Annotated in this window: 19 protein-coding genes; 13 read left to right on the forward strand and 6 right to left on the reverse strand. The window is 63.9% G+C overall.

Annotated elements, in window-relative coordinates:
• Positions 1-46: 46 nt before the first annotated feature.
• Positions 47-1,096 carry a WcbI family polysaccharide biosynthesis putative acetyltransferase gene (locus KP010_RS17555; RefSeq protein ID WP_142862864.1) on the forward strand — a complete coding sequence of 350 codons (1,050 nt, stop codon included), beginning with the start codon at positions 47-49 and terminating at the stop codon, positions 1,094-1,096.
• A 182-nt stretch (positions 1,097-1,278) separates the two neighbouring features.
• On the opposite strand, the gene KP010_RS17560 is transcribed toward KP010_RS17555, so the two are convergent.
• The 3 genes from KP010_RS17560 to KP010_RS17570 all read right to left on the reverse strand — a co-directional run bounded on the left by KP010_RS17560 (position 1,279) and on the right by KP010_RS17570 (position 4,241).
• Positions 1,279-2,541: a polyhydroxyalkanoate depolymerase gene (locus KP010_RS17560; RefSeq protein WP_142862865.1), complete on the reverse strand. Its 1,263-nt coding sequence runs from the start codon at positions 2,539-2,541 to the stop codon at positions 1,279-1,281.
• Between the two features lie 167 nt (positions 2,542-2,708).
• The gene (cbiB, locus tag KP010_RS17565; RefSeq protein WP_142862866.1) at positions 2,709-3,686 is read right to left on the reverse strand and encodes an adenosylcobinamide-phosphate synthase CbiB; all 978 of its coding nucleotides are present in this window, start codon (positions 3,684-3,686) and stop codon (positions 2,709-2,711) included.
• A 3-nt stretch (positions 3,687-3,689) separates the two neighbouring features.
• The gene (locus KP010_RS17570) at positions 3,690-4,241 is read right to left on the reverse strand and encodes a YbhB/YbcL family Raf kinase inhibitor-like protein (protein WP_185966493.1); all 552 of its coding nucleotides are present in this window, start codon (positions 4,239-4,241) and stop codon (positions 3,690-3,692) included.
• A gap of 96 nt (positions 4,242-4,337) precedes the next feature.
• Here KP010_RS17570 and KP010_RS17575 point away from each other — a divergent pair, with 96 nt between their 5' ends.
• Positions 4,338-5,468, forward strand: a complete 1,131-nt coding sequence (locus tag KP010_RS17575) for a cobalt-precorrin-5B (C(1))-methyltransferase (protein WP_142862867.1) — start codon at positions 4,338-4,340, stop codon at positions 5,466-5,468.
• A complete protein-coding gene (locus tag KP010_RS17580; RefSeq protein ID WP_142862868.1) occupies positions 5,465-6,910 on the forward strand; it encodes an MFS transporter in 1,446 nt (481 codons plus the stop codon). Before KP010_RS17575 ends, KP010_RS17580 begins: the two co-directional genes overlap by 4 nt.
• Positions 6,911-7,034: 124 nt before the next feature.
• On the opposite strand, the gene KP010_RS17585 is transcribed toward KP010_RS17580, so the two are convergent.
• Positions 7,035-7,868 carry a molybdenum storage protein subunit alpha gene (locus tag KP010_RS17585; RefSeq protein ID WP_108915445.1) on the reverse strand — a complete coding sequence of 278 codons (834 nt, stop codon included), beginning with the start codon at positions 7,866-7,868 and terminating at the stop codon, positions 7,035-7,037.
• A gap of 7 nt (positions 7,869-7,875) precedes the next feature.
• Positions 7,876-8,688 carry a uridine kinase gene (locus KP010_RS17590; protein WP_142862869.1) on the reverse strand — a complete coding sequence of 271 codons (813 nt, stop codon included), beginning with the start codon at positions 8,686-8,688 and terminating at the stop codon, positions 7,876-7,878.
• Positions 8,689-9,434: 746 nt separating this feature from the next.
• Here KP010_RS17590 and KP010_RS17595 point away from each other — a divergent pair.
• The 8 genes from KP010_RS17595 to KP010_RS17630 all read left to right on the forward strand — a co-directional run bounded on the left by KP010_RS17595 (position 9,435) and on the right by KP010_RS17630 (position 21,880).
• Complete coding sequence (locus KP010_RS17595) at positions 9,435-11,072, forward strand: FMN-binding glutamate synthase family protein (RefSeq protein WP_142862870.1); 1,638 nt, start codon at positions 9,435-9,437, stop codon at positions 11,070-11,072.
• A 1,508-nt stretch (positions 11,073-12,580) separates the two neighbouring features.
• Positions 12,581-13,591, forward strand: a complete 1,011-nt coding sequence (locus KP010_RS17600) for an HlyD family secretion protein (protein WP_253203657.1) — start codon at positions 12,581-12,583, stop codon at positions 13,589-13,591.
• Between the two features lie 2 nt (positions 13,592-13,593).
• On the forward strand, positions 13,594-16,335 hold the full coding sequence (gene rbbA, locus KP010_RS17605) for a ribosome-associated ATPase/putative transporter RbbA (protein ID WP_216281268.1): 2,742 nt from the start codon (positions 13,594-13,596) through the stop codon (positions 16,333-16,335).
• Positions 16,336-17,460: an ABC transporter permease gene (locus KP010_RS17610; RefSeq protein ID WP_216281269.1), complete on the forward strand. Its 1,125-nt coding sequence runs from the start codon at positions 16,336-16,338 to the stop codon at positions 17,458-17,460.
• A 597-nt stretch (positions 17,461-18,057) separates the two neighbouring features.
• Entirely contained in the window at positions 18,058-18,378 is a 321-nt protein-coding gene (locus tag KP010_RS17615; RefSeq protein ID WP_216281270.1) for a hypothetical protein, read from the forward strand.
• A 1,049-nt stretch (positions 18,379-19,427) separates the two neighbouring features.
• Positions 19,428-21,170: a DUF3363 domain-containing protein gene (locus tag KP010_RS17620; protein WP_253203659.1), complete on the forward strand. Its 1,743-nt coding sequence runs from the start codon at positions 19,428-19,430 to the stop codon at positions 21,168-21,170.
• 114 nt (positions 21,171-21,284) lie between these two features.
• Positions 21,285-21,524, forward strand: a complete 240-nt coding sequence (locus KP010_RS17625; RefSeq protein ID WP_216281272.1) for an antitoxin MazE family protein — start codon at positions 21,285-21,287, stop codon at positions 21,522-21,524.
• Entirely contained in the window at positions 21,521-21,880 is a 360-nt protein-coding gene (locus KP010_RS17630; protein ID WP_216281273.1) for a type II toxin-antitoxin system PemK/MazF family toxin, read from the forward strand. The genes KP010_RS17625 and KP010_RS17630 overlap by 4 nt, the downstream gene beginning before the upstream one ends.
• A gap of 398 nt (positions 21,881-22,278) precedes the next feature.
• Here the strand turns inward: KP010_RS17630 and KP010_RS17635 are convergent, their stop codons facing one another.
• On the reverse strand, positions 22,279-22,518 hold the full coding sequence (locus KP010_RS17635; protein WP_216281541.1) for a transcriptional regulator: 240 nt from the start codon (positions 22,516-22,518) through the stop codon (positions 22,279-22,281).
• A 318-nt stretch (positions 22,519-22,836) separates the two neighbouring features.
• On the opposite strand from KP010_RS17635, the gene KP010_RS17640 reads away from it, so the two are divergent.
• Both KP010_RS17640 and KP010_RS17645 read left to right on the forward strand, forming a co-directional pair.
• Positions 22,837-23,289 carry a hypothetical protein gene (locus KP010_RS17640; protein WP_216280501.1) on the forward strand — a complete coding sequence of 151 codons (453 nt, stop codon included), beginning with the start codon at positions 22,837-22,839 and terminating at the stop codon, positions 23,287-23,289.
• A gap of 207 nt (positions 23,290-23,496) precedes the next feature.
• The coding region (locus KP010_RS17645; protein WP_216281274.1) for a recombinase family protein at positions 23,497-24,129 on the forward strand (633 nt) is incomplete at its 3' end.

The following is a 24,129-nucleotide window of genomic DNA, read 5'->3' on the forward strand; positions in this document are numbered from 1 at the left end:
GCGCCGACTTCGATTTCGGGCCGCGACGAAATGGCGTTACCCGCGCATGTTGTCACAGATCGACCGACAGATCATCCGCTCCTGGTACACTCACCTCGTCGAGCCGCGGCTCGCGCCCTTCCATTCCAAGGGTCCGCGCCTCACCGGGCCGCGCATCGCCGTCATCGGCAATTGCCAGGCTTTCGGTCTCGCCTATGCGATGAAGCTGCTCGACCCTTCCGCGCGCGTCTCGCATTTCTCGGCGATCGCCAAGACGCTCGCCGACATAAAGCTGCTCGCCAAGACGCTCGCCACCTATGACTATGTGTTCTGTCACGAGTTTCTACACGGGCATGTGCGCGGCGGCGGCTCGGCGGAGCTGTGCGAATTGCTGGACAAAGTGATCATGATTCCCTCGATCACCTTTTCCGCCTTCCATCCCGATCTCGTCTATCTGCTGGACGAAACGCGCGGCCATGCGCCGACCATCGGCCCCGTCGGCCCCTATCATTCGGCGCTCGCCGTCTTCGCCTTCCGCCGCGGCCTCTCGGTGGAGGAGGCTCATGCGCTGTTCAATCGCAATGTGTTCGAGGCGCTCGGCTATTTCGACGTGTGGAACGACGCCGTGAACGAGCTGGTCGAGACCGGCAAGCGCAAATTCGACATGGATCTCTCCGGCGAGATCGCCAATTGGTCGCGCCGCGGCGTGTTCATGTATTCGCTGGTGCATCCGCGGCCATTCGTGCTCTTCGATCTCGCCAAGAAATTCTTCGCTCATGCCGGCCTGCCGACTCCGGCGCCGATCAATGGCGATTATTACGCGATCGACGATCTCGGCCGCGCGGAGATATTCCCCATCTATCCGCCGATCGGCGAATATTTCGGCGTGCAGGGCAGCTACACGTTCAAGCTCGAGAATTATCATCTCTCCAGCGAGGTCGGCGAATTCGTGTCGCTGCCGTACTATCTCTCCGAGTGCTACAAGATCTATCGCCGCTGCACGCAAGCGCAGCTCAGCCATCCGCGCATAGAGGCCTGGCTCGCCGATCCTGCGGCGGTCGGCCGCATCATCACGCTGGCGGGGGAGAATCTGCGCAAGGGGCTGCTGCCTGCGTGAGGCGGCGGCGCGGAACCGCGGCGATGGATCGCTTCGCGAGGCGCCCCGCCCCGCGAGCGGCTCGCAGATTCACATATCTTCCAACTCGCCCACAACCTCCTGGCCGGGCTGGTCCCGACCAGGACGACCTTCGGGCGCGGCGCGGAGTTTCCGCCGATCTCGAAGATCGCGCGCCGCTTCGCTCACGCCTGCGGCGTTTCCACCCGCGCGCAAAACTCGCGGATGCGCGGAACGATGTCGCGGCGGAAGCGCGAGCCGTTGAAGACGCCGTAATGGCCGACGCCCTCTTGCAGATAATGCTGCTTGCGGACGTCCGGAATATTGGCGCACAGCTCTTGCGCGGCGTAGGTCTGTCCGACGCCGGAGATGTCGTCCTTCTCGCCTTCCACCGTCAGCAGAGCGGTGCGCTGAATGGCCGAAAGATCGATGATCTCGCCGCGATGGCGCAGCAGGCCTTGCGGAATCTCGTGGCGGATGAATACTTTCTCGACCGTCTCGAGATAGAACTCGGCGGCGAGGTCCATGACGGCGAGATATTCGTCGTAGAAGTCGCGATGCTTCTCGGCGGAATCGCCGTCGCCCTCGACGAGATGGTTGAACATGTCGAAATGCGCGGCGACATGCTTCTCGAGATTCATCGCCATGAAGCCCGAGAGCTGCAGAAAGCCCGGATAGACCTTGCGCCCGAACCCGGCATGGGGAAAGGGCACGGAATGGATGCAATTGCGGTGGAACCAATCGACGCCGCGCTCCACGGCGAGACGATTGACCGCGGTCGGGCTGCGGCGCGGATCGATCGGCCCGCCCATCAGCACCATGGATTCGGGCGCATCGACGCCGCCCTCGCCATCCAGCGCCGAGATGGCGCAGATGAGCGGCACGGACGCCTGGCAGACGCCGAGCGTATGCAGCGGAACGCCGTCGTCGCGCTTCGACAAGAGGCGCAGCATGTCGACGAGATAATCGACATAATCGTCGAGGCCGAAGACGCCTTTCTCATTCGGCACGGCGCGGGCGTCGCACCAGTCGGTGATGTAGACGTCATGGCTCGGCAGAAAAGCCTCGACCGTGCCGCGCAGCAGAGTGGCGTAATGGCCGGACATGGGCGCGACGATCAGCAGCTTGGATTGGCGCGGCGCCTCGCCCTGGAAGACGCGCTGGAAATGCAGCAGCCGACAGAAAGGCCGCTCCCACACCACCTCCTCGACGATGGGCGTCGCCACGCCGTCGATGAGCGTCTCGGGAAGGTCGAAGACCGGCTTGCCGTAGCGGCGCGTCATGCGCTCGAACAATTCGGCCGCCGCCGCGACGCTGCGCCCTACCGACGTATGCGCGAAGGGATTGAACGGATTCTTGAAGGTCGTGAGAGTCGCGTCCGACATCGCCCGCGCCGGGGCGAAAGCCAGATGCATCATCTCGTAGAACTGGTACGATATCCGGTCCATCTCTCCACGCTCCCCTTCATGCGCAGCGGCCGCTCTTCGAGCCGTGCTGCGACGCACAAAAAAGAAATTATAGCATAGTCAAGGTTTCCTGAAATGAAATCTGGTGATGTTTTGCGCTAGGCGCCAAAAATTTTTCACTGCATCCGCCTAAGCACCAGCTAATCTGCTTAATTACTGAGCATCATCAGAGCGGCGCCTGCAAAAGCGCAGATCGCCGTCGCCGCAGCGCAGCTGAAAATCCGCAGAGCGCAGCGAATATCCGTCGGCGTCGCCGCCGTACGGCCCGAGCCGAGCCAGGCTCCGTGGACCTCATGGGCGCCATAGGCGCGCGGTCCGCCGAGCCGCAAATCCAGCGCGCCGGCCATCGCCGCCTCCGGCCAGCCGGCGTTGGGCGAGGTGTGCGCGCGCGAGTCGCGGAGGCAGGTCGAAACTGCGGCCCGAGGGGAGGCTCCCGTCATTGCCGCGCCTGTGGCGATGAGAGCCGCAGAGAGGCGCGCGGCCGGGAGATTGAGGAGATCGTCCAGCCGGGCGCTCGCCCAACCGAACGCTTCATGTCGCATGGTCCTATGGCCTATCATGCTGTCGGCCGTATTGGAGGCCTTGTATATGAGCACGCCGGGCAGGCCGAACAAGATGGTCGCGAGCGCCGGGCCGATCACCCCATCCGAGAAATTCTCGGCGAGGCTTTCGATCGCCGCCCGGCTCACGCCCGCCTCGTCCAGCCGCGCGACGTCGCGGCCGACGATTTTTCCCACGCTGGCGCGGCCGCGCTCGAGCGAATGATCGAGTTCGTCGGCCACCTCCTTCACATGCGAATAGAGGCTGCGCTGTGCATAGAGGCTCGACGTCAGCACGGCGAGCGGGACGATTCCGAACGGAAGCGCGAGACAGGCCGCTTGCAGCAGCCAGCCGATGGCGAAGGCGATGGCGACGACAGCGAGGATCGCGACGACGCCGGCGAGGCGGCGCAGCAGAGGCGGCGCGCCATCGTGATTGAGCGAGCGATCCAGCGCCGCGATCAACGCGCCGATCCAAGTGACCGGGTGGCCGATGGCGGCGAAGAGGCGAGGCGGATAGCCGATCGCCGCCTCGATCGACAGACCGAGCGCGGCGAGCGCCAAATTATCCGCGAGAGCAGCGAGCAAGGCTCAGCGGCCGTAGAGGCCGGTGAGGCTCGCCTTGGCGAGGACATTCTGATTGACGATGAAGCCGACGAGCGAGGCCGTCGCGCCCTCCGGCGCCTCCACTTTCTCGACGCTCAGCGCATAGATGGTGAAGACATAGCGATGCGGAGGATCGCCGACTGGCGGGCAAGGACCGCCCCAATGGGAAAAGCCATAGTCGTTGCGGATCGGCTTCGCGCCCGCCGGGAGACCGGCGTCGCCCGCCGCTCCGGCGCCTTGCGCCAGCGCGCGCGCGGAGGCGGGAATATCGACGACGAGCCAGTGCCAGAAGCCGGCGCCGCCAGTCGGCGCGTCGGGATCATGGCAGAAGAGCGCGAAGCTCTTGGTTCCGGCCGGCGGCTCGCTCCAATTCAGCTGTGGCGAGACATTGTCGCCCGTCCCGCCGAAATCGTCGAAAACGAATTTGCGATCGATGGTCGCGCCCTTGGCGATATCCGGGCTGGACAGCGAGAAGCCGCCGCCCGCGGCCTCCGCCGGCGCGAGGAGAATGTGGAAATCGAGGAGATTGCGCGTCATTTCGGCCCCCTGTCTCGCTGCTCGGGATGAGGAGGCTTCTTCTAGTCCAACTCGCGCGCAGTGTCGCGCGGAGAGAATGCGGTTTATGTGTCGCCCATGACAGACGCGGACCCGACAAAACCCCCGCTGCGCCGCGGCTGGACCACCGGCGCCTGCGCCACTGCGGCGGCGCGGGCGGCCTTTTGCGCGCTCATCTCCGGGCGCGAGCCGCCCGATCCGGTGGAGATCGGCCTGCCGGGCGGGAGGCGCGTCGCCTTCGCGCTCGCACAATTCTCGCGCGGCGCGGACTATGCCGAGGCCGGCGTGGTGAAGGACGCCGGCGACGATCCCGACGTCACACATGGCGCGCTGATCCGCGCGAAGGTGCGGCGCGCGCCGGCGGGCACGGGAGTGAGCTTTGCGGCCGGCCCCGGCGTCGGCGTGGTGACGCGCCCCGGCCTGCCGCTGCCGCCCGGAGAGCCGGCCATCAATCCCGTCCCCCGCGCCATGATGCGGCAGGCGATCACGGAAGCCGCGGCGGAATTGGGCGCGGCGCCGGACGCGCAAATCGAGATTTCCGTCGAGAATGGCGAGGAGCTCGCCCGCTCGACGCTCAACGGACGGCTCGGCATAGTCGGTGGACTCTCCATTCTCGGCACGACGGGAATCATCGTGCCCTATTCCTGCTCCGCCTGGATCGACAGCATCCACCGCGGCGTCGACGTCGCCCTCGCCTGCGGCCTCGACCATATCGCCGCGACCACCGGCTCCACTTCGGAAGACGCCGTGCGCAAGCTCTATGGCCTGCCGGAGGAGGCGCTGATCGAAATGGGCGACTTCGCCGGCGGCCTGCTGAAATATCTGCGCAAGCATAGGGTCCCGCGCGTGACCCTCGCCGGCGGCTTCGCCAAGCTGACGAAGCTGGCGCAGGGCCGGCTCGACCTTCATTCCAGCCGCTCCTCGGTCGATCTCGCCGATCTCGCGGCGATCGCCCGCGCGGCCGGCGCCGGCGAGGCGCTCTGCACGGCGATCGAAAACGCCAATAGCGCGCTGGAGGCGCAGGCGACCGCCCGCGCGGCGGGCGTGGACCTCGCCGCGCCGATCGCGCATCGGGCATGGGACACGGCGGCCGCAGCGCTCGCAAATCCGGCGACCGCGCTCGAGATCATCGTCGTCGGCCGCGACGGCGCCATACTCGCACGCTCAGGCTTTCGCCCAGCGATTCGTGGAGAGGACCCCCAAAAGTGAACAAGCCCGCCGCCGGCTTCTCGCACGCCGATCTCAGCCGAGGCGAAATGCTGCAGATCATGATCGGGCTCGGCCTCGCCATGCTGCTCTCGGCGCTGGACCAGACCATCGTCGCCACCGCTCTGCCGACGATCGGCAAGGACCTCGGCGATTTCGAGCATCTGCCCTGGATCGTCACCGCCTATCTCGTGGCCGCGACCGCGCTGACGCCGCTCTACGGCAAGCTCGCTGATATTCACGGCGTGCGCGTGATGCTGCTGATCGGCATCTTCACCTTCGTGCTCGGCTCGCTCGCCTGCGCCGTGTCGCCGAACCTCACTTGGCTCGCCATCGCGCGCGCGGCGCAGGGCGCGGGGGGCGGCGCGCTCATCGCGCTGGCGCAGACGATCATCGCCGATCTCGTGAGCGTGCGCGAGCGCGGCCGCGCCCTCGCCTATTTCTCCGTCGTCTTCGCCGGCGCCAGCATCGGCGGGCCGATCCTCGGCGGCGTCTTCGCCGAATATCTGCATTGGTCGCTGATCTTCTGGATCAATCTGCCGCTCGGCCTCGCGGCTTTCTTCATGACCTATTTCAAGCTGGCGCGGCTGCCGCTGCGCCGCCATCCGCATCGCGTCGATATCGGCGGCGCGGCGCTGCTCATCATCGCCTCTGTCGCCTCGCTGCTCGCGCTCTCCTGGGGCGGCGTGCGCTATCCCTGGGGCTCGTCGCCCATTCTCGCGCTGATCGCCACGGCGCTCGCCGGCTGGGCGATCTTCGCCTGGCGCACCAAGACGGCCGAGGAGCCTTTGATCCCGCTCGCCGTGCTGGCCGACGACGTCATTCGCAACGCCATTCTCGCGGGCGGCTTCGGGCTCGGAACCTTCGTCGCGCTGACGATGTACATGCCCATATATTTCGAGGGCGCGCTGCGCCTCTCCGCCGACCAGTCCGGCCTCGCGCTGATCCCGCTGACCGTGGCGACAGTGACCGGCGCCGCCGTCTCGGGGCGGCTGCTCAGCCGCCTGCGCCATTACAAGGCGGCGCCGCTGACGGCGCTCGTTCTCGCTTTCGTCGCACTGCTCATCGCGCGGCGATTCCTCGCCGATCTGCCGCTCGCCGCGCTCGATGCGCTGCTGGCGATCGTCGGCTTCGGCGTCGGAGCCATGCTACCGGTGACGACGGTCTGCGTGCAGAGCGCGGCGCCGGGGCATAATCTCGGAACGGCGACCGCTGTGATGCAATTCTCGCGTCAGCTGGGCGCGGCGCTGATCGTCGCGATCATGGGCACGATCGTCATCGGCGCCGGCCATGGCGCTCTCGCGGCCGAGGTCGCCACCGGAGCGGGCGTGGAAGCGCTGCGCGAGACCTTCCGCACGGCTTTTCTGATCGGCGCGCTATTCATCGCGCTGTGCTTCTTCTTCCTCGCGCGAATGGAGGAGAGGGATTTGCGCCGGGAGAGGTGAGAGTCGCTCATCGGAAAAGATCGACGCCCGGACAATGGGCTATCGATTCGCGAAGCTTTGCGGCTCGGGCCGGCGCGGAGAGGCCGGCCGAGAGGCGCGCTACGCCCCTCGGCCGGCGATTTCGTCAGTCGTTGCGGCGCGCGGCCGTGTGGATCAACGTGCCGACATGCTCGCCGCGCAGCGCCGCCGTGAGCCGGCCGGGAACGAGGCCGTTCACGATCTGCACATGCTCGATATGGCGCGCCGTCGCCATCACCTCGAGCATCGCCCGGTCGATCGGCAGCGGGCCCTCGTGCTCGGCCAGATCGGCCCAGCTCGTCTCGCGGATGAGCTGCGCCTTCTCGCCGTCCGGGCCGTTGGGATCGGTCGTGTAGACGCCGTCCACATCCTCCACGATGGTGAGGCCGGCGGCGCCATAGGCGTCGGCGAGCAGAAAGGAGCCCGTGTCGGCGCGATGCGGCGGAATGCGCGAGCCCGGGAACTCGTGATGGTGATAGGGCGGGAAGCCGCTGCCCACCACCGCGCGGGTCGCGCTGAGATGGATCGCCAGCTGATTGGCGATGGTCGGATGCTCGATATAGGAGACGCCCTCCGGCGCGAGCAGCGAGGCGAGAATATGGCCGTTCTGCCCGGCCTCGCTCGCGGCGAGCGGGGCCAGCGAGCCGACCGGCAGGCCGAGATCGAGACCCACGCCATAGAGATGGCGCGCGCGCACGCCGGCGCCGGTGAGGAACAGCAGCCGATGCTCGGGCATCAGCCGCCTGATCTCCTCGACGAGCGGCAGGATCGCCTCGGCGCCGCGATCCATGATGGAGCGCCCGCCGATCTTGACCACCTGCAGCCAGGGCAGCACGCGAATCGGACGCTTGCCGGCGACGGGACGGGTCAGCTCGGAGTCGAGCAGGGTCTGCCGCGCGAGCGGAGAGGCGACATGCTTGATGTTGTAGCTGTGGGTCATGATATCTTCAGCTCGCGGTGATGATGGTGCCGACATGCTCTCCGGAAAGAGCGCGGGTCATATTGCCGGGAACGAGGCCGTTGACGACCTGCACCTCTTTGACGTGACGCGCCGCCTTCAAAAGATCGAGCAGCGGGAATTCGAGAATCGAATCCTGCAGGCCGCGCTCCTTCATCTCGTCGACCGAGATTTTCGGGATGAATTTCGCATTCTTGTCGGTCTTGGGATTGGCCGTGAACAGGCCCTGCTCGTCCTTGACGAAGATCATCGCCTTGCAGCCGAATTGCTCGGCGAGCAGGAAGCAGCCAGCGTCGGTGCGATAGGGCGGAATGACGCCCTCGGCGGCCGGACGCATCCACAAATTATACGGCGGCATCCCGCTGAACACGACGGCGTTCACCTCCTCGAGATAGAGCGGCACGGCGGATAGGCCGGCGCTGTCGACCGCCGAAATGCCGTGCTTGGCGAGCAGCTGACCGAGCATGGCCGCATTCTGGTCGGCGACGGAGGCGCCGAGCTGCGAGAGCACGCCGGCCGGCAGACCGACGCCCGCCGCTATGGAATAAAGGTGACGCGCGCGCGTGCCGGCCCCGGTGCCGATCAGCATCTGATGCGTCTTGCGGGCAGCGACGATCTCGTCGACCAGCGGAAACACCGCCGAACGGCCGCGGTCGATGATGCTCTGGCCGCCGATCTTGATCACAGTCGCGTCCGGCAGGATTCGAAAATCCTCCGCCTTGTCCGCCGCTGCGAGAAGCTCCGCGTCGGTGAGCGACCTTTGCATGAGGATCGCCTCGAGCTCTGCTGTCGTATGGGCCATAGAGACGCCTTTCGTCCTTTGTCTGTTGTCGTCGACTACGCGCCAGTTGGTAGATTGCATCGAAGAGGCTCGCAATATGCGAAAACAATGCGGTATTGCCGACGAAGACGCAAACAATGCGCCTGTTTCATCTTCGCGGAAAAAACGCCGCAAAACGCATATTCGGCCCATGTCAGCTAGTCGCGGCGACCGGCGCGTCAAGGATGCGACAAAGTCGCACGCCGTCCATCGGCGCGCTCGTAGATCACACAGCCGACAAAGGCTCAAAAAAAGCCGCGCCTTTTCGGCGCGGCGGCGTCGGCCCCATAGAGAGCGTCCTTTGCTCAGGAGCGCTTCCAACTCCCCTCGAGGGACTATCGGATTCACACATCGCGAAACGCTGCGTCGCGGGGGCGAGGAGGATATGCGAGGTCAGCGGCGTGATCGTCGGCCCGCCGTCGCCCGAAGCGGATGCGCCGTCCTTCTCCTCCGCAGTGGACGCCCCGCCTGCGCGCCGACGCCGCGCCCAACGACCGAACGCGCGAAATCGCGCGGCGCGGGCGGCGTCGGCCGATCGACGAACCGCCGATGCTCATGGTGCGATAGACGAGCGGCGCCGCGCGCGCAGCGGCGGGCCGAGCGTGATCGTTGCAAAAAGACATCGGATATGAAAGCTCTCGGCGCATTCGCCCGGCCGCCGCGGAAAAGCCGCCGAGCGGCCCTCGCGGCGCTGTTCGCCTGTCATATTCCCGGACGAGAATTCGGCCATGCTGCGCCTGCTCCTTCTCCCCTTCACGCCGCGCTTCGTCGCGCTCACCCTCAGCGTCGCCGGTTTTCTCGGCTGCGTCGTCGCGTCGAAAGGCGACTGGTCGAGCGCTTTCTTTCTCCCGGCGCTCGTCTTCGGCGTTCTCGTCGCGCTCGGCGCGCATGATCTCTATCAGCGCAAACATGCGATTTTGCGCTCCTATCCTATTTCCGCGCATCTACGCTTTTTGCTCGAGAATGTGCGGCCGGAGCTGCGGCAATATTTTTTCGAGGACAATAAGGACGGTCGTCCCTTCAGTCGCGACAAGCGCGCCATCGTCTATCAGCGCGCCAAGATGGACATGGACAAGCGGCCCTTCGGCACGGAGATCGATGTTTACGAGGAGGGTTTCGAATGGCTGCGTCACTCCATCGCGGCGCAGACCGTCTCGCGCGAACATTTTCGCACGCGCGTCGGCGCCGATCTTTGCGCGCAGCCCTATGACGTCTCGCTGCTGAACATTTCCGCGATGAGCTTCGGCGCCTTGAGCGCCAACGCCATTCGCGCGCTCAATCTCGGCGCGCGCAAAGGCGAGTTCGCGCAGGACACGGGCGAAGGCGGCTTCAGCCCCTATCACGCCGAGAGCGGCGGCGACGTCGTCTGGCAGATCGCCTCCGGCTATTTCGGCTGCCGCACGCGCGAAGGCGGTTTCGACGCGGAGAAATTCGCCGCGGTCGCCGCGCGGGAGCAGATCAAGATGATCGAGGTGAAATTGAGCCAGGGCGCCAAGCCCGGCCATGGCGGAATGCTTCCGGCCGCGAAAGTGAGCGCGGAGATCGCGCGCATTCGCGGCGTGCCGATGGGCGAGGATTGCGTGTCGCCGGCGGCGCATACCGCCTTTTCGACGCCGATCGAGCTGCTGCAATTCCTCACGCGGCTGCGCGAACTCTCCGGCGGCAAGCCGGTTGGCTTCAAGCTCTGCGTCGGCCAGCCTTCCGAGTTTCTCGCCATCTGCAAGGCGATGCTGGAGACCGGGCTGCGGCCCGATTTCATCGTCGTCGACGGCAAGGAGGGCGGGACGGGATCAGCGCCGCTCGAATTCATGGATCATATCGGAATGCCGATGCGCGACGGCCTCGCTTTCGTGCATCATGCGCTGATCGGCGTCGGCCTGCGCGAGACGATCAGCATCGGCGCCGCCGGCAAGATCGCGAGCGGCTTCGACATGGCGCGGGCGCTCGCGCTCGGCGCGGATTGGTGCAATAGCGCGCGCGGCTTCATGTTCGCGCTCGGCTGCATTCAATCGCTGTCCTGCCACACGGATCGCTGCCCGACCGGCGTCGCCACGCAGGATCCCTCGCGCGCCCGCGCGCTGGTGGTGTCGGACAAGGCCGAGCGCGTGCGCAATTTCCATCGCGCGACGCTGATGGCGCTCGCCGAGCTCGCCGCCGCGGCGGGCCTCGACCATCCGAGCGAATTCGCGCCGGAACATTTCTGCCGCCGCATTTCCGCGCATGAGGCGGCGAGCTTCGCCGATCTCTATCCGGCGCCCGCGTCCGGCGCTTTTCTTCGCGGCGAGATGGACGCGCGCTTTTCCGCCGCATGGCGCCGCGCGCGGCCCGATTCGTTTCGCGCCGCTCCGCGCGTCCCTTTCTCCTGAGCCGCGGCGACGCCGCGCAGCTTGTCAGACGCAGCGAATTCGCCGACGATCGCATCGATATCGCGTGCGCATTCCCATGACCCGAGCGCATTCCCACGACCAATGTCCATGACGAGCGAGATCATCCCGGCGCCGTCCGCCATTGGACGCATCCGACACGGCTCGGCGAGCGATGGGACGCGCCGACTCGCCTTTTCAGGACTGCCGCGCGCTCGAGATCGGCGCGGGCGAGACCCGTGGCCAGCCCGCGCTCGATCGTTTCTCGCAGGATTTGACCGCGAGAGCGCGCGCCGGCGAAATGGCCCAGATATCGGGCCGCGAGCGGAGGCGGATGACCCGAGCCGCCCTGCGAGCTCGACCAGACGTCGGAAAGCTCTTTATACTCGGTGGACAAAGAGCCACACGCGCAGCTCGAGCGGAAAAATGGCGCGCCGGTCAGGATAAAAGTGCGAACGCCTATAGCCTTGAAATAACACTTTGATCTTTTGAATGAGGATGCTCGCCATTTCAGAATGACGGACGGCGTATTTCGGCTGTCAACGAGCAGCCATGCCCTTGTTGCCGGACGAGCCGATTTACGAACCTTTCATGGCGGCTGTGACGCTGGTGTAGTCTTGCTATAGGCGGTTACTTCGCGAGAGGGCGTTGGCGAGGATGACGAGCTTGCGCATGACGGCGGTTATGACGACTTTTGCGGGCTTTCCGGTTTCAACAAGCTTTTGGAGGTCACTCTGCTATAAATAAGCCGGCGACGGTCTGCCTGGGGCGCGACGGCAAATCGAGATGCTCGCCCATGCGCGCGGCGGCGCGGGTCTTGACGAGCTTGCCCGCGCGGCCTCCGGCGATTCCTGCGCGGTTCAGGCTCCGGATCGCCTGCGGCTTCCGCCCCATCCAACCGTCTTGCGCCGCTTTTCGCCGAACAGGGCATCGAGGCGGCCGGCCTGACGCCCGAGCACTGGAACGATCGCGACACATTATGTAAATATGCATATAAAACAATCAATTGCTTGACGGCTGTCGAGGTCTGGATTTATAGGTCGACAGCCTCGGCTCAGCCGTGGCACTCTCACGGAAAAGCTGGTCGCATCGGCTTCTTCTGTAGGCAAGGCAAATGCATCCGGGCCGTCGGCTCTTCTCGGCAGGGATTGAGTTCGTCGTCATGGCGCTCCTCGTCTGGCGCGATATCAGGGGCTGCTCGGGAAGGATCAAGAGCCGCTCGACCATGCCCGTCTCGATCTCCAACCTTATCGCGGGCTGTGCTCGCCGCTTTCCAAGCGGTCGAGCATCCAATCTTTGTATAGCGGGCCTGTGCCGAGGAGCGGAATGACACACCATCCGATGTCGATGACGATGGTTATCGGCTCCTGAAAACGCGCTCGCTTTTCCTCGCCTCGAGGCCGTCTCGATCGTCGATCATGCAACAGACTCGGGAGCAGTCGCGAGGTCCTCTCGTCGAGGGAAAACGTATGAGCACTGAACGCAGAGATAAAAGTCCTGGGCCCACAACGATGCGCCGCCTGACGAATGCCGCTGTCCTAGTTCCGATTTTGCTTGTCCTGGCCGGCGCGGGCGGCGTCTGGCATTGGTGGCAAAGCCGGCAAGACAAGCTGCCCGAAGGACTTCAGTTCGGCAACGGACGGATGGAGTCCGATCAGGTCGACATCGCCGCAAAGTCGGCTGGACGCGTCCGAGAGGTGCTGGCTCGAGAAGGCGATCTCGTCTCGGCGGGACAAGCGCTCGCCCGCATCGACACCACGGAGTTGCAAGCCCAACGCGCCAAAAGCGCCGCCGACGTGACGTCCGAGGAGGCCTCGATGCTCTCGGCGAAGGCGACAGTCGCTCAACGGCAAGCGGAGTTGCTTCTCAAGGAAGAAAACCTTCGTAGAGTCCTCGGGCTCGTCGGCGTCGGAGCCGCCAGCAAGCAGAACCGCGATGAGGCGCGGAGTGAACGCGACGCAGCGCGAGCCGTCCTCGAAGCCGCGGAGAAGACCGTGACGGCTCGCGAGCAGTCGATCGTGGCCGCGAAAGCCCTTGTCGATCAGATCGACGCCCAGATCGCCGACGCCATCCTCGTGGCGCCTGTGCGGGGCCGCGTTCTTTATCGTCTCGCCAATCCCGGAGAAGTCGTTTCGGCCGGCGGCAAGGTTCTGACGATCGTCAATCTGTCGGAGATCTATATGGAGATCTATCTCCCCTCCGAGCAGGTCATGCGGGTGCCGATCGGGTCGCAAGCGCGAATCCAGTTCGACGGCGCCGATTTCGCCGTTCCGGCCAAAGTGAGCTTCGTGTCGCCGGAGGCTCAGTTCACGCCCAAGCAGGTCGAGACGCGCAGCGAACGAGACAAGCTGATGTTTCGGGTCAAGCTGCGCATACCTCCGAGCCTCATCGAGCGCCACATCGAACAGGTGAAAACGGGCGCCCGTGGCGTCGGCTATGTGCGTCTCGATCCGAATCCACCCGATTGGCCGGCCTTCTTGCAGAAGCGTATCGAGGGTGATCTTCTCGACGCGGGAGATTGACGATGACGGTTTCCGCGCCATTGATCGCCGAGGTTTCGGGCGCCACCCACATCTACGGCGATATCCGAGCGCTCGACAGTGTGTCGCTCGAGCTGCCGAGCGGCCGGATGGCGGGCGTCATCGGTCCGGATGGCGCCGGAAAGTCCACGCTTCTCGGCCTGATCGCGGGAGCCCGAAAGCTGCAGACAGGATCGGTCGCGGTCCTCGGTGGCAGCATGGGAGACGCGCGGCATCGCCGCTCTGTCTGCACTCGTATTGCTTACATGCCACAAGGACTCGGCAAAAACCTCTATCAGGAGATCAGCGTCCGCGAAAACCTGAATTTCTTCGGAACTCTCTTCGGTCTGTCCGCGTCGGAGCGTGAAACGCGCACCCGCCGCCTGGCGGCGGCGACCGGCTTGCTCCCCTTTCTCGATCGGCCTGCCGGAAAGCTATCGGGCGGCATGAAGCAAAAACTCGGTCTTTGCTGCGCGCTGATTCACGAACCTGACCTTCTCATCCTCGACGAGCCGACAACCGGCGTCGATCCGCTGTCGCGCCGACAGTTCTGGAATCTCATCGGCGATCTGCGGCGCGAGCGGCCGACGATGAGTGTCGTGGTCTCCACCGCCTACATGGATGAGGCGAGCCATTGCGACTGGCTCGTCGTGATGGATCACACGAGAGTGCTCGCCTCCGGCACTGCAGATGAACTCCGCGCGAAGACGGGCCAACAAGACCTCGAAGCTGTCTTTGTCGCCCTCCAACCAGGACAAAAATCAGAATCTCGGCGTCTCGTCATTCCGCCACGCACGCAGAGCACGGAGGCTCCCGTAATTGTCGCAAAAAATCTGACGCGTCGTTTTGACGGTTTCACTGCGGTCGATCGCGTCAGCTTTACCATCGAACGTGGGGAGATTTTCGGCTTCCTCGGGTCGAACGGCTGCGGCAAGACGACGACCATGAAAATGTTGACGGGACTCTTGGCCCCCAGCGAAGGGGAGGCCGAGGTTTACGGAAGGCCCGTCGACGCCAGCGACCTGTCGATACGTCGGCGTGTCGGCTTCATGTCGCAATCCTTCTCGCTCTACGGCGAGCTCACCACGCGGCAGAACCTCCTTCTTCATGCCCGCCTTTTCCAAATAGCCGAGGGCGACGTCGATGGCCGTGTCGCCAAGCTCCTGGTAGATGTCGGTCTTGTCGAATATGCCGACACCGAGGCCAATTCGCTCCCGCTCGGCGTGCGGCAACGCCTTTCTCTGGCTGTGGCGATCGTGCATGATCCCGAACTCCTGATCCTGGACGAGCCCACTTCGGGCGTCGATCCGCTGGCGCGCGACGAATTCTGGCGTCTGCTCGCAGATCTCTCGCGAACGCGCAATGTCACGATCTTCGTCTCCACCCATTTCATGAGCGAGGCGATGCGCTGCGATCGCATCTCATTGATGCATGCCGGCAGAGTCCTCGTCTGCGACACGCCGAAGAACGTCATCGCCTCCAAAGGCGGGGCCGATCTCGAAGAGTCGTTCATCGCCTATATCGAGGAGGCGGAGACCTCTCCATCCGCGCCCGCCGCGGCGGAGGTCCGGGTGATGACCATTCAGAATGAAGAGGCTCCCTCGCTCGGTCGCTCGACCTTCATGCCTCTGCGACGTCTCCTCGCCTACACCAAATGCGAGACGCTGTCGCTTATGCGCGATCCGGTGCGGCTGGTCTTCGCGTTCCTCGGCTCCTTCATCATGCTGCTGATCTTCGGCTCCGGCGTCTCCAGCGATGTGACCAATCTCACCTACGCGGCGTTCGACCATGACAATTCGCCGGAGAGCCGAACCTATCTCGCCAATTTCTCGAGTTCTCGATACTTCATCGAACGGACGCCTATCCACAGCCTCGATGAAATGGAACGGCGCCTGAAGTCCAACGACATCACGCTCGCCATCGAGATTCCACCGAACTTCGGCCGCATGGTGAAGCGTGGCTCAGATTGGCAGGTCTCAGCCTGGATCGATGGAGCGAATACCTCTCGCGCCGCCACGATCGAGGGCTATGTTCAACAAGCGCACAATCTTTTTTCCGAACGAAGAAATCGGGAGTCCAGCGCCCCGGCGAGTTCCGCCCCGACGACGAGCCTTCTGGTCCGCAACCGCTACAATCCGACGTCCGAGAGCATCTATTCGATCGGGCCATCCGTGCCGGCTTTGCTGCTCATGATGTTCCTGGCGATCCTCATGGCCGTCAGCGTCGCCCGCGAAAAGGAAATCGGCACGATCGCCAATTTCTACGCGACCCCCACGACCCGGTTGGAATTCCTTATCGGGAAGCAACTGCCCTATATCGGCGTCGGCATGATCAATTTCCTCATTATGACCGGCACTGTCTTGTTCCTCTTCCAGGTTCCGCTCAAAGGCGACGGTTTGGCTCTATCCCTCGGAGCTCTTCTCTATACGGGCGCGGCCACCGGTTACGGGCTTTTCATCTCGACCTTCACATCGAGCCAAGTCGCAGCCGTCTTCGCCGGAGCCGTCCTGTCGATGCTGCCCACCATGCAATTCTCCGGCATGATGCAGCCTGTCTCGACGCTGGAAGGCGGCGCGCGCCTCATGGGATCGCTCTGGCCCACGAGCTACTACGTGCATATGAGCGTCGGCGCGTTCACCAAGGGCCTCGGCCTCGGTGACATGGCAACCGATTTGTTGGCGCTCGCGCTCTTTTGTCCGGCCTTTCTGTTGTTGTCCGCGCTCCTCTTGAAGAAGCAGGAGAAATAAGTGCCGAGCCTCTCCAATATCTTCTGGCTCGGCGCCAAGGAGCTACGCACGCTCTCGAAGGATCTGATGATGATTCTCTTCATCATCTGGTCCTTCGGCGTCAGCATCTATACGCAGTCGACCGGAGCCGGAGAGACCGTCAACAACGCCTCCGTGGCGATCGTCGACGAGGATAATTCCAAGCTCTCCCGATCGATCGCCGGGCTTTTCTACCCCCCCTACTTCCAGACGGTCAAATCGATCAGCGCCGCCGACATTGATCGCGCCATGGACGAGGGTCTCTACATGTTCGTCATCGTCATTCCTCCCCGCTTCGAGGCAAACACGCGAAAGGGGCGCGATACGGAGATTCAGGTCAACGTGGACGCCACCGCCGTCCAGCAAGCGTCCTTGGGCGCGAGCTATATCCAGAACATGGTGAGCGATGAAATCAAGCGCTATCGACAGGAAATGGAGCACACGACCGGTCTTGCTTCGGATCTCGCCGTCCGGAGGGCTTTCAATCCCAACGGAACGCAGTCCTGGTTCCGTTCGATCGTCGGCCTTGCCGATCAACTGTCGATGCTGATCATTATCCTTACCGGCGCGGCACTCCTGCGCGAGCGAGAGCACGGCACGATCGAGCACCTGCTCGTCATGCCACTCACGGCCTTCGAGATTGCGCTCGCCAAGGTCTGGTCGAATGGGCTGGTGATTATTGTCGCCTTCATCTGCTCTCTTTTGTTTGTCGTCGAAGGCGTTCTGAACGTCCCGATAGCCGGCTCGCGCGCTCTCCTGTTGCTCGGAACGATCATTTATGTCTTCGCGACCGCAGCAATTGGAATCTTCCTCGGGACGCTCGCGCGCACCATGGCACAGTTCGCCCTTCTGATGATGATGACCGTCATGCCGATGATGATGCTGTCGGGCGGAATGTCTCCGATCGAAAGCCAGCCCCAATGGGTTCAATATGTCACATGGTTCTTCCCTTCACGACACTATGTGGCCTTCACGCAAGCGATCGTTTATCGAGGCGCGAGCCTCGACCTCGTCTGGAAGGAGTTTGTGACAGTCCTGGTGATGGGAGTTGCGTTTCTGACCGCAAGCCTCGTCTTGTTCCGACGCTCGATTGCAGCGACGCAATAGAACGCCACATTCCAGCGGACGACCCACAGTATCGCGTCACGTTCAAATGGCTGGTCGCGACGCAGCGAAAATCCTTCAGGCGACAGAACATTCGCTCGATGGCGTTACGGTTGCGCAGTGAACCAGCTGCGGGCCGAGCGAAGAACCGATCTGGCGGCGGTAAACGCGAATTGGAGCGTGGGGACCACAGAGCTCGATAAAGGGATCCTGGCGATCCTCGATGGTGGCCGGCACCGAGTTGAAAGAGCGAATCTATGCCTGGAAACGACATAGCCGCGGCACGAGATCGCGATCATCTCGGACCTTAGTGGAGCGACTGCCGACGCTTCGACCGAATGAGATGCCAACGGCTGCGGTTGCTGCTGACGCGCATCGGCTCACGCTGAAGCGCAAGTTTCTCGACATCGACAACGCTGAAGAATTTCGGTCTGATGGTGGGTCCAAGCGTTCAACGCGGCTCATTCGAGACGCGCGTGCGCGTGTTCGTGGCCTATGTTCGGCTCATCGCGAGCGCGACGGAGTGCGTGATGAGCGCCTAGTCGACACTGCGGGGCGAATACAAGCGGCTGCGCACGCTGCCGACGAGTTCTGTCGCCGGTGGTCGACGATCCGACCTGCTTCGCCAAATCCCAGACCGTCGGCGCGCATTTCGGACTGACGTCGCGCCGCATTCAGAATGCAGCGGGTGCGCTCGCCGTGCTCGTGCGCCCCAAGAAATGGTACACACTTGAAGGCGCGAGCACGTCAAGATCGCGGCGAAGCGCGGCCACAAGCGCGCCGTCGTGGCGGTGGCACAAGCTCGCTGTCATCATGCATCGGATGTGGATCGACGGCAGCGCGTTCCGCTTCTCGGCGCAGGAGGAGTCCTCGGGCTCGCCGAAAAGAGGAGCGAAGAGGACGCTGGCGATCGCGTCGTGAGCGCGCCGCCGGAGTCGACCGAAACGCACAGGAACGACGAGATGACGACGAATTGACGGCGCGGCGCCGACACGAGTTCCGCCATTCGGCGGGAGAGAACCTGGTAGATCGAAGCGGATGCGGAGAGCACGATATCTTGCCGGCGACGACGCCTCCTCGGAGGCCGACAGCGCGCCCGAATGCTTGTGTGGCCCCGCGATCCCGATGCAAAAATGTGCGCCCGCCCGGCACGCGGGACCGAGCACGAAAGACTGCATGGACCCCCAGGCGCTTCTCATCGCATACTGGCGCAGGCTGTCGCATCGAAGAAAATAAACGGATACTATCCCAAGACGGAGACACACATGGCGAAGAAGACAACACGACGACGCCCGATTAAGACGGCCCGATTAAGACGGCAAGATAAAGCGAACTGACGTTCGCACCTCGCGGGGCTCGTAATTTGTTGTCTGCACATTGGTTTTTGCAGGCTACAAACGCGCAGGCATGGCGCCGCGAGATGCGCGGCGGCTTCCGGCAGAATCAAATTCGTTCGATTTTACAGCCTCATAGACGCTGGCGCTCGAGAGGTGCGGCGTGGCATGTCCCGCCGGCTGTACGCTACAGCGGGTATTTTCACGCCTGACTGCGATCGGCGTTCGAGGGCGGTTGCGCAGACCGATTTCGGCGCCGATCATCTCCGAATGGCGAGCGACGACAGAGAGGATTTCCATATTCGACCCGGCCGATCCAGAGCGGGCGGAAAGAGCGTCAGTCCGCGCTCGCTTTCCTTCGTCCGGCAGGTCGAGATCGCCGTCCGAAAGGCCGGCGGCGATCCCAGCCGGATCGGCCGAGGTCCGGCGTTGGCGGAAGGCCGGAAAGGAGAAGGAAGCGGCCGGTTCAACGCGCGGGGACGAGGCGCGAAGGTGGCGGCGGCCCTTCCGAGAAACGGCGGCGGCTGGCGGCGCGACTCTGCCGGACGGTTTCGATCGCGTCGCGTCGTCGTCAAGGCGCGTGTCGTGAAGCTCAATGCACAACGCGGCTCTCATAGAGCGAAGATACGCGGCGCAATGAGCAAGGCCGTCGACGCCCATCTCCGCTATCTCGAACGCGATGGCGTCACCCGCGAGGGCGAGAAGGGCCACGCCTATTCGGCGATCGAGAACGAGGCGGACGGCCGCGCCTTCGTCGAGCGCGGGCGCGAGGACCGTCATCAGTTCCGCTTCATCGTCGCGCCGGAGGATTCCGTCGACATGGCCGACCTGCGGGGCTTCACCCGCGACCTCATGCGGCAGGTGGAGAAGGACCTCGACACGGGCCTCGACTGGATCGCCGTCGACCATCACAACACCGGCCATCCTCATACCCATATCATCGTCCGGGGCGTGCTCGACGACGGCCGCATCCTCAACATCGCCGGCGACTATATCGCTCACGGCGTTCGTCACCGAGCCAGCGAGCTGGTCACGCTGGAACTCGGCCACCAGAGCGAGATCGAGCTTCAGACGAAGCTCGCGAATGAAGTTGCGGCGGAGCGGCTGACGCGGCTCGACAAGATGTTGCTCGCCGAGCAGCGTGAACAAGGGATCATTGATCTCAGGCTCGGGGAAGGCGCCTCTTATCTTGTCCGAGAGAACCGGGCGCTGCTGCTCGGTCGCGCGCGGCGTCTGGAACGCTACGGCCTCGCTGCCGAACTCGAGACGGGGTGGTGGGCAATTTCCGACCACGCCGAGCCGATGCTCAAAGAGCTCGGCGTTCGCAACGAAGCGATCGAGACCATCCGTCGGGCGCTGGCCGGGCATGGTCTGGAGGACGAGCGCGGCGTCGCGCAATATGCTTGCCACGAGGAGAGTGGAAAGGAGCCGATCGTCGGCCGGGTGCTGGCCAAAGGGCTGGCCGGCGACGAATTGAGTGAGCGAGTCTATCTCGTCGTCGACGGCGTCGACGGACGAGTCCATCACATGGAGTTCGCCGATCCGATTCGTATCGAGGAGGTTGGACGAGGCATGATCGTCGAAGCCGCGCCCGCCGTTTCCGGTCCGAGGCCTGCCGATCGCAACATCGCCATCGTCGCAGAGGACGACGGCGTTTACCGGCCGAGCGCTCATCTCGAACGCATCCGCGAGAGCTTCGAGCGGCAGGGCAAGGACCCGGACGCATTCGTCCGCTTCCATGTCCGCCGGCTGGAGGCGCTGCGCCGGGCCGGGCATGTCGAGCGCGTCGACGCGGATCACTGGCGCGTGCCGAAGGATATCGTCGAGCGCGGCCAAGCCTATGACCTCGCTCAGGGTGGCGACGGACTCCGCGTGCGTACGCTCTCGACCTTCGACCTCGAACGGCAGATCGCGAGCGACGGAGCGACGTGGCTCGACCGCGAACTCGTCGCCGACAAGCAGACTTCGTTAGTAGAAGCGGGCTTCGGTCGGGACGTGAAGAATGCGCTCCACCGGCGCGGAGAGCGGCTGGTGGAAATGGGCCTCGCGACGGACAACGGAAGATCTATCTCCATTCCGCGCAGCGCTATCGCCACGCTGGAGCGGCGGGAGGTGGAGCGCGTCGGCCGGCAGATGGCCGCGGAGCGAGGCTTGTCGTATTCGCTGGGCGCGCCGGGCGAATATGTGTCGGGGCGGCTGGCGGGCGTCGCCGATCTCGCCAGCGGGCGCTTCGCGATGATCGAAAACGGGTTGGGCTTCCAGCTCGTGCCTTGGCAGCCCGTTCTCGAAAAGCGCATCGGCCAATATCTCAGCGGCGTTCACCGCGATGGCGGCGGAATCGAGTGGGATCTTGGTCGCAAACGCGGGCTCGGGCTGTGATGAAAGCCTCGAGCCCTATGGAGCTCGGCCGCGACCCGAGCCGATGCAAAAGGTCGGGATTGTCGAAACGCGACGGCTCGTGATAGGTTACATGTAACCTATAGGAGATTGATCATGACCCCAGCGGCGAAGCCCAAGCCCTCCCGCGTCAAGGTGCGCGATCATCGCGAGCGCCTGCGCGCCCAAGGGCTGCGCCCTATCCAGATTTGGGTGCCGGACGTGCGCGCCGCTTCCTTCCAGGCGGAGGCGCATCGCCAGTCGCTCGCCGTCGCTATGAGCCCCCATTCTCTCGATGACCAAACGTTCATCGATGCGGTGTCGGTCATCGACGTCGATGACGACGGTAACGAATGAGACGCGGCGACATCTGGACCGTTGCCGGCGGCAAGGACTACGCAGGCAAGCCGCGCCCTGTGGTCATCCTACAGGATGACAGTTTCGACGCGACGGATTCCATCACTATTTGCGCTTTCACGACAGACGAGACGGACGCGCCTCTGTTCCGTCTGCCCGTGGCGCCGAGCGAGCGCAACGGATTGCGCGTGGCCTGCCGCTTGATGGCGGACAAGGTCACCACGGTTCCGAAATCGAAGATCGGCGCACATATCGGGCGCTTGGACGAAGAGGACATTTTGCGTCTCAACCAAGCGGTGCTCGTCTTCCTCGGTCTCGCCGTGTCGCCGAGACCTCGGCGAGCGCGGCGATCATGAGTCGGCCGTCATCTGTTCGCCGTCGCTCTGGCGGCAATGCGTAGGAAAGCGCGTCGCGTCGCAAAATTAGGCCATTCTTGTTCGAGACCGAGCGCGCGATCCTGCCGGGATGTCGCGAGCGCGTGCAAATCCTCTCGATCCTCGTTGCGGCGGCGCCGATCGCGGCGTCGCGTCGACGCGGATTCACGCTCGGTCGAACATCGACCGAGAGGCGCAGCGAGAATTCGAAGCGTGGCCTGTCACCGATGATTGGCCCGAAGATGTCCCGGTCACGCGCGCCGAGGTCGATGTAATCGAGGCGTGGCTCGGCGACTTGTTCGACCAACGATTCGGACCACGTCGATGAAGGGGCAAGGAAATGAAGATCGCCCACTTGTTGCCGGTCGACGGCGATCCCTCTACTTCTTCAGCCGCACGCCGGCGCCGCCGCCATTCTCGGGAATGAATTCCACGCCTGCATTCTCCAAGGCGATGCGAATAGCGTTCAGGTTTGCAGCAGTGGTCGACGGTTGCCCGTCTTCGCCCTCGGCGCGTCGCACGGTGGCGATGCCGACTTTTGCGGTAGACGCCAAGTCTTCGGCAGTCCAACGAACGAGGGCGCGCGCCGCCCGTATTTGCGCACCTGTGATCACATTCAGCTCATATGATATATTGTTGATCTCCGCGGCGGACGTGATATGATTCCACTCGCATGGTATTGTCGCTATCACATCGCCCGAGCAACTGGAAACAGCCTCGAGCCATGTGCGCCACGCGCCTGTGCGGCCGGACGACGTGCGTCAACACCTCGCCCGGCCTGACCACAACCCGGCTTATGAGGAGCTCGGATCATGGCTGACCCCGAGACTATCACGAGTGCGTCTGCTTTCACCCGAAGGACTTTGTTGGTTGCGAGCGTCGGCGCCGTCGCACCGGCGCCATTCAAGGGCATTGCGAGCGTCGACTCGTCTCACACGATGGTCGTCGACCCGGCAACGTCCCTGTGGACGCAATGGAAGACCGCCCAGGAAATCACCGACGCTCTCTGCCAGAAGCAGCAGAGCTTGGAAACCCGATTGATGCAGATGATCCGCGCGTCAGACGGCGTCGACGATGCCGAAGGCGTCGAGGCAGGCTGCGCCATCGAGGAAGAAATCTATCGTACGCGTTGGGCTGCCGCAGATTTGGCCGTCGGCTACTCCGAAGCGAAAAAAGACGAAGAGCGAGCCGCGGATATGGCGAGAGATCTCGCCGATGCGCTGGCGGCCACGCCGGCGTCGACCGTCGAAGGCGTCGCGGCCAAGCTCCACGCTGTGCTCCGCGAGGGCGAATGGTGCGAGAACTGCCCCGAATTTCCCTGGCCGCAGGCCCGTTCGGCGCTGACCGACTTGGTCCGTATCGGTCGCCTCGATTCGTTTCCGAAGTTTTGAAGCGGGCCGTATGACGGCGAGATTGTCGATCTCACAATTTTCGAGCCGCGGTCTCCGCGGCTCGTTTTGCTTCTCATTGCGGGACGATCCGGGGCGATTGTCGCTGGCGCAGCCGAAATTCCGGTGACGCCTGCGAATCTCGGGAATAGACTCGGCCGATTTGATCGGACTCGCGCCACGAATTTGATGATGACGGGAGTTTTCCCCATGCCCGATTGCATCCGTGCCGCGCTCTACCTCCGGGTTTCGACGACGCGGCAGGCGGAGGTCGACCTCTCGATCCCCGACCAGCAGGCGCAGACGAGCGCCTATTGCGCACGCCATAGCTGGCGCATCGTCGCCGAATATGTCGAGCCCGGCGCTTCCGCCATGGACGACCATCGTCCCGAATTTCAGCGCATGATCGAGCGCGCCTGCGACGACGATCATCCGATCGACGTCATCGTAGTCCATTCGTTCTCTCGCTTCTTCCGCGACGCCTTCGGCCTGGAAATGTATGTACGCAGGCTCGCCAAGCACAATGTGCGGCTCGTCTCGATCACCCAGGAGCTCGGCGACGACCCGGCGCAAGTGATGATGCGCCAGGTCATCGCTCTGTTCGACGAATATCAGAGCCGTGAGAATGGCAAGCATGTCTTGCGCGCGATGAAGGAGAACGCCCGCCAGGGATTCTACAACGGCTCACGCCTGCCGCTCGGCTATGCGCTCGCCGAGGTGGAGAAGCGCGGACACAGGACCAAGAAGAAGCTCGTCGTCGATCCTGTCGAGGCCGAGACCGTGCGGACGATCTACCGCTTGTATCTCGAAGGCGAGGCCGGCAAGGGGCCGATGGGCGTCAAG

Origin of the sequence: Methylosinus sp. KRF6 (assembly GCF_018887255.1) — a bacterium.
GTDB classification, from domain to species: Bacteria; Pseudomonadota; Alphaproteobacteria; order Rhizobiales; family Beijerinckiaceae; genus Methylosinus; species Methylosinus sporium.